The organism is Rhodococcus sp. P4_B6 (genome assembly GCF_056402215.1).
The window spans coordinates 1-11,958 of record NZ_JBFUHV010000220.1; the positions used below are offsets into that span (position 1 = coordinate 1).

Genomic DNA, 11,958 nt, shown 5'->3' on the forward strand with positions numbered 1-11,958 from the left:
CTCCTCCCCTGACCGCGCCGCCGGGCCCCGTCGCACCGCCGACGGTGCACCTTCCGCCCGCCGCGCCGCTGTCGCCGCCCAGCCCGCTGCCTGCGCAGCCCGGAATCCAGCACACGAGGGTCGTCACCACCCAGACTCCGCGGCCGCCGATGGACGAACCGCCGTTCGCGGTGGACGACGAAACCGACGACGGCTACCACTACCCCGACTTCGCCGCCGAACGGCAGCGGTCCCGCCGGACCACGATCGTGTGGCTGCTCGTGATCCTGATGCTCGCCCTGGCGGTGGGTTTCGGTGGCTGGTGGATGGGTTCGGGCCGGTTCACCGCGGTCCCGACCACCGACGGTCTGTCGCGGGGTGCCGCGGTGACGGCGATCGAAGCGGCCGGTCTGTCGACGGAGATCCGCGGGCAGTATTCGGACACGGCGGCGCTCGACACGGTGCTGGGTACCGATCCGACGGGTGGGTCGCGGATCTCCCGGGACGGCACGGTGGCCCTGCTCGTCTCGCTGGGCAGGCCGACCGTCCCGCCGCTGCCCGCGGGCGGCGAACGCGCGGGGATCGAGCAGGAACTGCGGAACCGCACGTTCACCCCGGTCGACGGCGGTCAGGCGTTCAGCGCGAAGGTCCCGATCGGTGCGGTGGCCGCGCTCGACCCGGCACCGGGCACGGAACTCGCGACCGGTTCCACGGTCAAACTGATCGTCAGCAAAGGTGCACCGCCGGTGGACGTTCCCGACGTGAAGGGCATGTCGGAGGCCGAGGCACGCGCGTCGCTCGAGGCGGTGGGCATCGTCGTGCAGGACACCACGACCGACTTCGACCGGAACGTCGCCGCCGGGGACGCGATCGCCACCAGCCCGAAGGCGGGCACCACTGTCAATGCGGGCACCAGCGTGACGTTGAGTGTGTCGAACGCGGTGCGGTTGCCGTCCATGCTGGGGCGGACCGTCGGATCCGCCCGCGACGAACTGAGCCGTCTCGGACTCGACGTGAAGGTGCGTCAGGTGACCGACACCGACAGGTCACTGGTCATCGGCCAGAACCCGGGCAGCGGCGATCTGGTGAAACCGGGGAGCACGGTCACCCTGGTCTCACTGCCCTGACCCCGCGGGAGCAGGGCAGTGAGGGTCTCCGATGCGGGCGGTCAGCCGCGCAGCATCTCCGCGACGAGGAACGCCAGTTCCAGCGACTGCTGGGTGTTGAGGCGGGGGTCGCACGCCGTCTCGTAGCGACCGGACAGGTCGAGGTCGGAGATGTCCTGCGCGCCGCCGAGGCATTCGGTGACGTTCTCACCGGTGAGTTCGACGTGGATTCCACCGGGGTAGGTGCCGAGACCGTTGTGGACCTCGAAGAATCCCTGGACCTCGTCGACGATGCGGTCGAAGTGGCGGGTCTTGTAGCCGGTGGACGCCTCGTGCGTGTTGCCGTGCATCGGGTCGCACTGCCAGATCACCTGGTGACCGGTGGCCTGCACCTTCTCGATGATGGGCGGCAGCAGGTCGCGGACCTTGTTGTTGCCCATGCGCGAGATGAGGGTGAGCCGGCCCGGCTTGTTGGTGGGGTCGAGGCGTTCGACGTATTCGACCGCCATCTCCGGGGTGGTGCTCGGACCGATCTTCAGGCCGATCGGGTTCGACACGAGTTCAGCGAACGCGATGTGCGCTCCGTCGAGCTGACGGGTGCGGTCGCCGATCCACAGGAAGTGGGCGGACAGGTCGTACAGCTTGGCGTGGTCGTCGTCGTTGTCGAGGCGCAGCATCGCGCGCTCGTAGTCGAGGACGAGCGCCTCATGGCTGGCGAAGATCTGCGCGTGGTGCAGGCTGGGATCGGTGACACCGCAGGCGTTCATGAACTGCAGCCCGCGGTCGATCTCCGCGGCGAGTGCCTCGTAGCGGGCCCCGGCCGGCGACGAGGACACGAATTCGCGGTTCCAGTCGTGCACCTTGTGCAGGTCGGCCATGCCCGCGCCGGTGAGCGCGCGAACCAGGTTCATCGCGGCGCTGGCGTTCGCGTACGCCCGCACGAGCCGCGACGGGTCGTGGGCGCGCACGGCCTCGTCCGCGACGAGGGAGTTGATCATGTCGCCGCGGTACGACTGCAGACCCAGGGCGTCGACGTTCGACGACCGCGGCTTCGCGTACTGACCGGCGATGCGCGCGACCTTGACGACGGGCAGGCTCGCTCCGTACGTCAGGACGACGGCCATCTGCAGCAGGGTGCGGATGTTGCCCTTGATGTGCGGCTCGGTGTTGTCCGCGAACGTCTCGGCGCAGTCACCGCCCTGAAGGAGGAACGCCTCGCCGCGCGCGACCTGGGCCAGCTTCTCCTGCAGGGCCACGACCTCGCTGGCCACCGTGATCGGGGGCACGCTCTCGAGGACGGTCCGCATCGCGGCGGCCTGACCTTCGGGCCATTGCGGCTGCTGGGCAGCGGGCTTGGCCAGCGCTGCGTCGAGGCGCTCACGCATCTCGGTGGGCAGCGGCGGGAGTTCGGGCAAGCGGTCGATCGGCACGTCGACAGTCCAGTTCACCCATACAGGATATTCGCTCGACCGGAGCGATGGCGAGTCAGGTCACCGGAGTGACCGTGCCGCCTGAACTGCCTCGAACTTCGCCAGGTTGTGCCGGGCGTCGGCGAGTGCGTCGTGAGCGTCGCCCGGTGCAGGTGGGAGCGCCGGGCTGCCGTGCTCCTCCCAGTACTGCCGGAGTTCGCGGGTGTACCGGGGCAGCGTCTGGGGCAGCTCCGTCATGTCACCCCACAGCTGGCAGAGCGCGACGTGGTCGTAGGCGGCCACCCACGCCCACAGTTCGGGGACGATGCCGGGCCGGGGAATCAGGAACGCGTAGAGGTCGTCGCGAATGCGGGCGCGGCTCTTCCAGAGGGGCGACGACGGCTGCGGCAGCTTGGGCAGCACGTTCCTGCGCACCCACTTGCCCGCACGGTCGGGATCGAACTCGGTGGACACCGCGTAGAATTCACGTCCGTCCTCTGCGACCACCCCGATCGACACCAGGTCGATCGTGCGACCATCCTCGATGAACTCGCAGTCGTAGAAGTAACGCACGCCCGCAAACTATGCCTCACCCGTCGGCGTCATCCGGATCCACCCCTACCTCGTGAAGGAGGCCTCGGTGAGAGCACGCTCCGACGGTCGACAGTCCGCCGCCCCTGTCGCGGACCCGCTCGACCGGCCGCGGGTGCCCGTGCACCTCCGGGCCGGCGGTCTCGTGATCCGCGTCCTCGTGCTCGCCGGGCTCGCCGTCGGATTCGCCTACAACCTGCTCGGACTGCCCGGTCTGCGGGACTTCGGCTTCTACTACCGGCTCGATCTCGACGTCTACCGCCTGGGCGGTTCGGTGTTCCTGCACGGCCCGACGCTGTACGGGTCGATGCCTGCCACCCAGATGGGCAACTTCCTGCCGTTCACGTACCCGCCGCTGGCCGCGGTCGTGTTCAGTCCGTTGTCGACGGTGTCGCTGGCGACGGCCGGGACCGTGGTGACGGTGTTGTCGCTGATCGCCCTGTTCGGCGTCCTCGTCGTCACACTCGACTCGCTGGGCATCGCACCTCGCCGCACTCTGGTGTGGACGGCGCTCGGCGCGCTCGCGGTGGCGATGGCCCTCGAACCCGTCTCGTCGACCCTGGACTACGGGCAGATCAACATTCTGCTGATGCTGCTGGTCGCGGCGGACTGCCTGCCGAAGAAGACGCCGTGGCCCCGCGGACTGCTGATCGGCCTCGCCGCGGCGGTGAAGCTGACACCGGCCGTGTTCATCCTGTATTTCCTGGTGCGCAAAGACTTTCGCTCCGCGGTCGTCACCGCGGTCAGTTTCCTTGCGTTCAGCGCGGTGGGCGCGATCGCGACGTGGAACGATTCCGTCACCTATTGGACGCAGACGCTCTTCGATTCCGATCGGATCGGCACACCGGCGTATCCCGCGAACCAGAGCATCACCGGCGTGCTGGCCCGGCTCGGTCTGAGCGACGGGATGCGCACCCCGATCTGGCTGCTGCTGAGCGTCGCGGTTCTCGCGCTGGTGATCGTCGCGATGGTGCGGGCGCTGCGGGCCGGTGAGACGGCGCTCGCGCTGGGACTCAACGCCGTCCTCGGGTTGCTCGTCTCCCCCGTGTCCTGGTCGCATCACTGGGTGTGGTCGGTGCCGGTCGTCCTCGTGCTCGGCGTCCTCGCCTACCGACGAAAGAGTGTCGCCCTGGCGGTCACGTCCGTGGTCGGCATCGTCGTCGTCAAGCTCGCCGCGCACTGGAAGCTCGGAGTGGGACGCTGGAGCGGAACCCACTGGAATCTGTGGGATCAGTTCCTGGCGTCGTCGTACGTGTGGTGGGGGCTCGCCGTGGTGCTGGTCGCGAGCGTCGCGTTCCGCACCCGGCCCACGCAGCCCGACGAGGACGATCGGTCGGAGAACTCCGACGATCTGACCGTCCCCGTCGGCTGAGAGGTCGCGGCGGTCAGCTCGCCCGGGTGTCCGGCAGTCGCGTGACGGTGCTCGCATCGTTCGCCGGTGCCACGCCGGCCACCGGAGCCGGTGCGGAACCGTCCGCGGCGGGGGCCTTCTTCTTCAGCGTGGCCGCGTAGATGTCGACGTATTCCTGACCCGACAGCTTCATCAGCTTGTACATGACCTCATCGGTGACGGCCCGCTCGACGAACCGGTTGCCACCCATCCCCTCGAAACGCGAGAAGTCGATGGGCTCGCCGACGCGGATGGTGACCTTTGCGGGACGCCACACGCGGGAGCCGATCGGGTTGACCTTCTCCGTTCCGATCATCGCGACCGGGATGACCTTCACACCGGACTCGAGCGCCATGCGCGCCAGACCCGTCTTGCCCTTGTACAGCCGGCCGTCGGGCGACCGGGTGCCCTCGGGGTAGATGCCGAGCAGCTTGCCCTGCGAGAGGACGCGCAAGCCGGCGTTCAAAGCGTCCTGCGCGGCGTCGGCGCCCGTCCGGTCGATCGGCACCTGGCCGACCACCGAGAAGAACCAGCGCTGGAACGCGCCCTTGAGTCCCGTCCCGGTGAAATACTCGCTCTTGGCGAGAAAAGTGATCCTCCGCGGCACTCGCAGCGGCAGGAAGAACGAATCCAGCACGGCCTGATGGTTACTCGCCAGAATGGCACCGCCCTCCGCCGGAATGTTCTCCGTACCCTCCACGGTCGGTCTGCCCAACCCCCAGAGAACCGGCCCCAAAAACACGTACTTGAAGAGCCAGTACCACATGGCGTCCCTCCCGTTCACAACCCAAGCTTCGTTCGGCTCGACTCTACTTCGGGTGGGTGAGGGTCGCTACACACGGCCGGGAGGCCCGCACAACATCACACTCTGCGGGTTTACAGCGATCGGCCGGGCGTCAACCCACCCGATCGGGCAGGACCGCCCGCGCGAGTTCCGCCGCCCCGATCATGCCCGCCGCCTCCCCCAGCTGGGTCGGCCGGATCCGGGCCAGCGGCCGGTGCCCGGCGCCCGTCGTCAGCGCCGCATAGTGCTCGCGGGCCTCGTCGATGAACAGCGCCGACGAACTCGCGACTCCGCCGGCGATCACGACGAGATCCGGGTCGTACACGTCACCGATGAGAGCCAGGCCGACCCCGAGCCACCGGGCGAAGTCCCGCATCGTCTCCAGCGCGAGCGGATCGCCGTCCTGTGCGGCGCCGGCGATCCTCCTGCCCGTGAGCACCCCGGGATCGACCGCCACCTCCCGCGCGAGGACGGTCGACGTCGCCGGATCCGCGGCAAGAAGTTCGATCGCGGTGTCGACGAGGGCCGTCCCGCTGCAGTACCGCTCCCAGCAGCCGTGTTTGCCGCACGCACACGGGCGACCGCCTGGAACGACCTGGATGTGCCCGAGTTCGGGTGCGACGCCGTGGCTGCCGCGGTACAGCCTGCCATCGGCGAGGAGCGCCGCGCCGATGCCCGTGCCGATCGCGAGCATCACCACGTTCCGGCCGCCCGCCGCCGCACCGAACCGGTGCTCGGCCCACGCCGCCGCGTTCACGTCGTGCTCGAGGATCACCGGCAGACCGAGGCGCTGCCCCAGGTCCCGGCCGACGGGCGCCCCGACCCACGGCAGATGCGGCGCGAACCGCACCGTGGTGTGGTCGGGGGTGATGAACCCGGCGACCGCCAGCCCCACCGCGGCGACGTCGTGCCGCGCGGACAGTTCCCGCACCGCCCGGTCCAGGCCGTTCTCCAGGGCCTTCGCCGACGCCGGGGTCGGCGACTGGAGCGAGTCGAGCACCTCGCCGGCCGAGTCGACCACCGACGCACGGATGCTCGTTCCACCCACGTCGATGCCGATGGTCAGCGCCGAGCCGGGGGTGCGATCGCTGCCCGTGCCTGTGCTCATGAAGATGATTGTGCCCATGCCGGATCGCCGACGTGCACGAGTCCGCCGATCCGGCCGGTGGCGGGCACCGTCAGCGCTTGACGGTGACGGTGATCGGTTCGAACGCGGGGCCGCCGTCCGGATCGGGCATTCCGCCGCCGTCGCCCGGACCCGGTTCCGGCGCGCCGGGGCCCGAGGGGTCGTGATCGGTGTGCTCGTCGAGGATCTGCCGCAGCACGGCGATCAGCACGGACGCCTGACCGGCGAGCAGGGTCACGAGGTCGTGTTGCTCGCCGCGGATCAGGGCCGCGAGCGCGCACACCGGGCACCACGTGCATCCCGACCACTGACCGGTGCCGGCGGCCGTTCCCGCAGCGTCCGCCGCGGCGTGCGGCGCCGCCGCGCGCTGGAGGATCGGCTCGAGACGGTCCAGGGCGGTCTCGGCCAGCGCCCGCAGCTCCGCCAGCAGCTGCGCGTGGTCGTCGTTCATACCGGCCACACCTGTGGGTCGGGCGTGAAGCGCACGACCAGATCGCTTCCGTCGAGTTCTGCGCCCGCGACGACGCACCGGCGCAGGACCGAGGCGAGGCGCACCCGGCGGCGCACCCCTTCCGCTCCCACGACCAAGTCGTCCTCCACTCGACCCAACGTCAGGGTCGACGGGTTCACGAGCGGCAGATACATCCGCATCGTGTACACAGAATCCACACCGGCCCCCGATTCCAGCCCCACCCGCACCGCAGGCGGGTTCTTCCCCAACACCGCAACCGCGTCCGTGTCGTCGGCATACAACTCCCTGGCGATACCGCCGAGATCGGCCCACCCTACCGGCTCCGTCACCGACCGGGTGACCGAGAGGATCACCGTGGTGCCCGCGGAGGCGGTGAGCTCGTCGAGCACCCGCTGCTGCAGGGCACGCCGCCTGATCAACCATGCCACACCGGGATCGTCATGTCCTGCCGGCGAATCGAAGTGCGGCAGAAGATTGTTCACGAGGATCGCGTCGATGCGCAGACCGGACAGCGCGGCCACCGCGACGGTGCGCCGGGTCTCCGTCAGCACCACCCGCTCCGGTGTCGTCACCAGTCGCACAGTGGTTTTCGCGCGGTTCGCGAGCAACTCCCGGACCTCGCCGACCGCGGACACGACCTGTTCGATCAGCGACACCAGCATGACGAGGCGGGGGTCCGAACCCAGCAGCGCGGCGATCCGGCGGTGCTGCGGCCACACCCGTTCGAGGTAGTCCAGAGTCATCGCGGGCGCGGCGAGCGTCCGGAGGCAATCCGCGGTGGGCGGGCAGTCGACCACGACGGCGTCGTAGTCACCCTCGGTGGCGAACCGGACGATCTCGCCCAGCCCGAGCACGTCCTGCACGCCGGGAAGCCCGGTCAGCTCCTCCGGTTCGAGCGCGGACAACTGAGCGCCGTGGTCGTGCGTCCCTGCGGCCGCGAGAACCGCTGCCAGGCTGCGGAATCTGTTCTCGAGCAACGTGAGGGTGTCGAGTTCGAGGACGTCGAGGGTGTCGGTCACGGACACGACGTCGCGGGCGGTGGCGATCCCGACCACGTCGGCGAGGGAATGCGCCTGGTCGAGCGAGACGAGGAGCGTCCGGTTCCCGGACTCGGCCGCCGCCTGTGCCGTCGCGGCCGCGAGCGTCGTCTTACCGACGCCCCCCTTCCCCACGAAGAACTGGACCCGCGCAGGTCCGGCACGGCCCTCGCTGCTCAGCCTTCCACCCGCTTCTTGAGTTCCTTGAGCGCGGTGTCGGTGATCGCCTTCTCCGCCTTGCGCTTGAACAGGCCGATCATCGGAATGGTGAGGTCGACGGTGAGCTCGTACGTGACGGTGGTGCCGCCGTCCGGCTCGTCCTCGAGGACGTACGAACCGAACTGCGACTTCTGGATCTCACCGGACTCGAGTTCCCAGCTGACCGACTTGCCGTCGGGCGCCCAGTCGTAACGGAGGACGTACGTGTCCTTGACCATGCCCGCGTCGAGCACGAACCGCACCCGGTCGGCGCGGCCGTTCTTTCCGGGTTCCATGACCTCGACGGACTTCGCGGCTGCCACCCACGCGGGGTACGCGTCGAAGTCGGCGATCACATCCATCACCCGGGCGGGCGGCGCCTCGATACTGATCGACCTCTTGGTCCTCTCGGGCATGGAGTGAACGCTTCCTTTCGCCTGGCCGACCCGTCGTCGATCCGGGGCCACGCCGTTACCGGTTCCGTATGTCTGTGTGGTGCCCGACTATCACACACGATTCCGGCGCCCGGACACAATGCCGACCCCGCCGCGACAGCCGGAACGGGCTCAGGACGGCGGTTCTCCCGCTGCGCGACCGGCCTCGAGTTCCTTCTTCACCTCGAAAGACATCACCTTGCCCTCGACTCGCCTGCGACGGTTCAGGGCGGCCAGATCCGGGGCGGGCTCGCTGCGCGCCGGTTCGGCGTGGAGGAAGTAGTGCACGATCGCTCCGTCCAGCACCGGCTCGAGCCACACTTCCATCGTCCCGGTGAGAGGTCCGGCCACGGTCCAGCGGATGCCCTTCTCGGCGCGGTCCTCGCGGACGGCGAGGGTGAGGTCGGGCCACCACCGGCGCCAGCGGGCAGGCGGGGCGATCGCCGCCGCGACCTGCTGCGGTGGGGCTGCGATGAACGTCTGGTCTGCGACCTGAATGCTGCTCACGGCGACAAGCTTCACATATTGCCCTCGGCGCGGTTCCGCGGTGCCCCGCGAGCAGGCCTCTGACCACCCGTGTTCGGCCAGGAGGCGGAGCCTGCGGGGGAAGGTCTAAAGTTGGCGCAGACAATCCTACTCGCCAGTATTTTCAGTGTCGGAGGTTTTCGTGCCCGAGTTCAGCGCGCCACAGTCGTTCACGATCGCGGAGGACGCGTCCGCGGTCGACTCGGTGTTCGCCCATGCCGCGGCCGCCCCGACGCTGGTCGTGTACAAGCGCAAGATCGACGGACGGTGGACCGACGTCACGGCCGCCGAGTTCGCCGCGCAGGTCACCGCGGTCGCCAAGGGACTCATCGCCATCGGCGTCCAGCAGGGCGACCGGGTGGCCCTGATGTCGGCCACCCGGTACGAGTGGCCGCTGGTCGACTTCGCGATCTGGGCGGCAGGCGGTGTCACCGTCCCGATCTACGAGACGTCCTCCGCCGAGCAGGTCCGCTGGATTCTCGAGGACTCCGCCGCGATCGACCTCGTCGTCGAGAACGAGGCACACGCCGCCACGGTCAAGGCCGTGGCCGCCGAGGCCACCGCGCTCCGCGGCGTCTACCGGATCGAGGCGTCGGAAAGCGACCGCGGCGTCGTCGAGGAACTGACCGAACGCGGCGCCGACGTTCCCGACTCCGAGGTCCGGGCCCGCGTCGCCGCACTGAAGTCCAGTGATCCGGCCACCCTCATCTACACGTCCGGCACCACGGGCAGGCCCAAGGGCTGCCAGCTCACCCACGCCAACCTCATCGCCGAGTCGAAGGGCATCCTCGATTCCAGCCTCGGCACCCTGCTGAAGACGCCCGGTGTCAGCACCCTCATGTTCCTGCCGATGGCGCACGTCCTGGCGCGCGCGGTCAGCATCGCGTCGTTCGACGCCGGGGCCGCACTCGGGCACACCAGCGACATCCCGAACCTCGTCCCGACGTTCGGCGAGTTCCGTCCCGACTTCATCCTGTCCGTGCCGCGGGTGTTCGAGAAGGTGTACAACAGCGCCCGCGCCAAGGCCCACGGCGAGGGCAAGGGCAAGGGCAAGATCTTCGACGCCGCCGCCGAGACGGCCATCGCGTGGAGCGAGGCCCAGGACAACGGCGGCCCGGGATTGGTCCTCAAGGTCAAGCACACGCTGTTCGACAAGCTGGTGTTCTCGAAGCTGCGGGCCGCGCTCGGCGGCAGGTGCCAGCTGGCGATCTCCGGCGGCGCCCCGCTCGGTGCCCGCCTCGGCCACTTCTTCCGCGGCATCGGCATCACCATCTACGAGGGCTACGGCCTCACCGAGACGTCCGCGGCCTTCGCCGTGAACACGATCGGCGAGCAGAAGGTCGGGTCGGTCGGCAAGCCCCTCGCAGGCAATTCCGTTCGCATCGCCGACGACGGCGAGATCCTGCTGTCGGGGCCGGTCGTCTTCGGCGGCTACTGGCGCAACGAGAGCGCAACCGCCGACGCGATCGAGAACGGCTGGTTCCACACCGGCGACCTCGGATCGGTCGACGCGGACGGCTACATCACCATCACCGGACGCAAGAAGGAGATCATCGTCACAGCGGGCGGCAAGAACGTCTCCCCCGCCCAGCTCGAGGATCACCTGCGTGCCCACCCGCTGATCAGCCAGGCCATCGTCGTCGGCGACCAGCAGCCGTTCATCGGCGCGCTCATCACCATCGACGCCGATGCACTGCCGGCGTGGAACGAGCGCAACGGCAAGCCCGCGGGCACGACGGTCGCCGATCTGCTCGCCGATGCCGACCTCACGGCCGAGATCGACGAGGCCGTCGCGGAAGCGAACAAGCTCGTGTCGCACGCGGAGGCCATCAAGAAGTTCCGGGTCCTGCCCGTGGACTTCACGGAGGAGACCGGCGAGCTCACGCCGACGATGAAGCTCAAGCGCAACGTGGTGCACGACAGCTTCGCCGACGACATCGCCGCCCTCTACGCCAAATAGTGCCCTTCGGGCCCGTGAGTACTTGTTAACCGCCCGGGGGATGTTGCGGAATTGAGTGACGGTGGTGTGGCTGTGTTCGGCGCGTTGGGCGGGTGCCGGTGCGGGCGGGGGTGGCCCCGCCTGGTCAGGTGGTGGCCGGGAGGGTGTGTCCTGCGGTCAGGTGGGTGAGGATCTTGCCGATGTTGTGGACCGCGGCGTGGAAGGCCCATTCGCTGCGGGCCCGGTCGAGGCCGCGGCTGGTGAACCGGCGGAATCCGAGGTTGTGTTTGGCGTGCCCGAACACGGTTTCGGCGATGGGTGAGCGTTGGCGGTAGGTGGCGATGCCGGCCTCGGTGCGCAGTCGGTGGGTCATCGCTGCGATCGGATCGGCKTGTGGTGGTGGGGATCCGGTGACCGGGTTCTCGGCCGCCGCGGTTTCGAGGTCACGGGCTTTGCCGGTGGCGATCAACCGGTCCGGGCCCGGGGCGGTCAGATTCTCGCGGGAGCAGTAGCCGGCGTCGAAGAGCATCACCCCGATCAACTCCTCCGGAGCCGGRGCCGGAGCCGGGGCCGGAGCCGGAGCCGGAGCCGGRGCGGGGGCGGGGTTCGGGTTGGTGTGGCGGCGGGTGGTGTCGATCASYTGCGCGGCCTTACCGGCCTTGTCGACCATCTCGGGGAAGTAGTCGTAGTCGGCGGGGCCGGTCCCGACCCCGGTGGCCAGGATCACCCCGTCCACGCTGGTGAAGGCCTGGCAGTTGTAGCCCTGCAGCCAGCCGCCGCCGCGTAGCGGCTGCAGCCGCGAGTCGGGGTCGGTGGTGTTGCGGCGACGCTGCCCGGCGGTGGCATCGCGTGCGGCCTGCTTGCGCAGGGCGGTGTCGAGTTCGGTGCGCCGCCGCCGGACCAGGTGGTGCTCGTCGACCGGTTTCGGGACGAACCCGCCCCGGGCCCCGGACGCGGTGCGCTCCTCG

The 11,958-nt window shown here is 69.4% G+C and carries 12 protein-coding genes; 3 read left to right on the top strand and 9 right to left on the bottom strand.

All coding sequences use genetic code 11. The features are described from left to right. Positions 1–1,106 (top strand): Stk1 family PASTA domain-containing Ser/Thr kinase (locus AC1DWT_RS45285; protein WP_477925776.1); only part of this gene is annotated, 1,106 nt, incomplete at its 5' end. 41 nt (positions 1,107–1,147) lie between these two features. Here the strand turns inward: AC1DWT_RS45285 and AC1DWT_RS45290 are convergent. Next, on the bottom strand, positions 1,148–2,533 hold the full coding sequence (locus AC1DWT_RS45290; RefSeq protein ID WP_012688082.1) for a class II 3-deoxy-7-phosphoheptulonate synthase: 1,386 nt from the start codon (positions 2,531–2,533) through the stop codon (positions 1,148–1,150). Between the two features lie 42 nt (positions 2,534–2,575). Next, a complete protein-coding gene (locus AC1DWT_RS45295) occupies positions 2,576–3,067 on the bottom strand; it encodes a polyadenylate-specific 3'-exoribonuclease AS (RefSeq protein WP_012688083.1) in 492 nt (163 codons plus the stop codon). Positions 3,068–3,134: 67 nt separating this feature from the next. On the opposite strand from AC1DWT_RS45295, the gene AC1DWT_RS45300 reads away from it, so the two are divergent. Beyond that, entirely contained in the window at positions 3,135–4,457 is a 1,323-nt protein-coding gene (locus tag AC1DWT_RS45300; RefSeq protein WP_241031274.1) for a glycosyltransferase 87 family protein, read from the top strand. 13 nt (positions 4,458–4,470) lie between these two features. Here AC1DWT_RS45300 and AC1DWT_RS45305 read toward each other — a convergent pair whose 3' ends face one another. The 6 genes from AC1DWT_RS45305 to AC1DWT_RS45330 form a co-directional block, all read right to left on the bottom strand. Continuing rightward, positions 4,471–5,241, bottom strand: coding sequence for a lysophospholipid acyltransferase family protein (locus tag AC1DWT_RS45305; protein WP_072945418.1), 771 nt, complete (start codon positions 5,239–5,241; stop codon positions 4,471–4,473). Between the two features lie 130 nt (positions 5,242–5,371). Further along, complete coding sequence (locus AC1DWT_RS45310) at positions 5,372–6,385, bottom strand: ROK family protein (RefSeq protein ID WP_206012669.1); 1,014 nt, start codon at positions 6,383–6,385, stop codon at positions 5,372–5,374. A 52-nt stretch (positions 6,386–6,437) separates the two neighbouring features. After that, a complete protein-coding gene (locus AC1DWT_RS45315; RefSeq protein WP_095865321.1) occupies positions 6,438–6,836 on the bottom strand; it encodes a hypothetical protein in 399 nt (132 codons plus the stop codon). Continuing rightward, positions 6,833–8,074 carry an ArsA family ATPase gene (locus tag AC1DWT_RS45320; RefSeq protein WP_072945425.1) on the bottom strand — a complete coding sequence of 414 codons (1,242 nt, stop codon included), beginning with the start codon at positions 8,072–8,074 and terminating at the stop codon, positions 6,833–6,835. Before AC1DWT_RS45320 ends, AC1DWT_RS45315 begins: the two co-directional genes overlap by 4 nt. Then, complete coding sequence (locus AC1DWT_RS45325; RefSeq protein ID WP_072945427.1) at positions 8,071–8,508, bottom strand: SRPBCC family protein; 438 nt, start codon at positions 8,506–8,508, stop codon at positions 8,071–8,073. Before AC1DWT_RS45325 ends, AC1DWT_RS45320 begins: the two co-directional genes overlap by 4 nt. A 150-nt stretch (positions 8,509–8,658) precedes the next feature. Continuing rightward, on the bottom strand, positions 8,659–9,033 hold the full coding sequence (locus tag AC1DWT_RS45330) for a polyketide cyclase / dehydrase and lipid transport (RefSeq protein ID WP_072945558.1): 375 nt from the start codon (positions 9,031–9,033) through the stop codon (positions 8,659–8,661). A gap of 160 nt (positions 9,034–9,193) precedes the next feature. Here AC1DWT_RS45330 and AC1DWT_RS45335 point away from each other — a divergent pair, with 160 nt between their 5' ends. Then, positions 9,194–11,011, top strand: a complete 1,818-nt coding sequence (locus AC1DWT_RS45335; RefSeq protein ID WP_206012670.1) for an AMP-dependent synthetase/ligase — start codon at positions 9,194–9,196, stop codon at positions 11,009–11,011. A gap of 124 nt (positions 11,012–11,135) precedes the next feature. On the opposite strand, the gene AC1DWT_RS45340 is transcribed toward AC1DWT_RS45335, so the two are convergent. Next, positions 11,136–11,958: transposase (locus AC1DWT_RS45340; RefSeq protein ID WP_477925777.1), on the bottom strand; the 823-nt coding region annotated here is incomplete at its 5' end.

Bases quoted from the DNA above. Each gene is read 5' to 3' on its own strand.
- AC1DWT_RS45305 (WP_072945418.1), bottom strand. From the start codon at position 5,241: ATGTGGTACTGGCTCTTCAAGTACGTGTTTTTGGGGCCGGTTCTCTGG.
- AC1DWT_RS45310 (WP_206012669.1), bottom strand. From the start codon at position 6,385: ATGGGCACAATCATCTTCATGAGCACAGGCACGGGCAGCGATCGCACC.
- AC1DWT_RS45315 (WP_095865321.1), bottom strand. From the start codon at position 6,836: ATGAACGACGACCACGCGCAGCTGCTGGCGGAGCTGCGGGCGCTGGCC.
- AC1DWT_RS45325 (WP_072945427.1), bottom strand. From the start codon at position 8,508: ATGCCCGAGAGGACCAAGAGGTCGATCAGTATCGAGGCGCCGCCCGCC.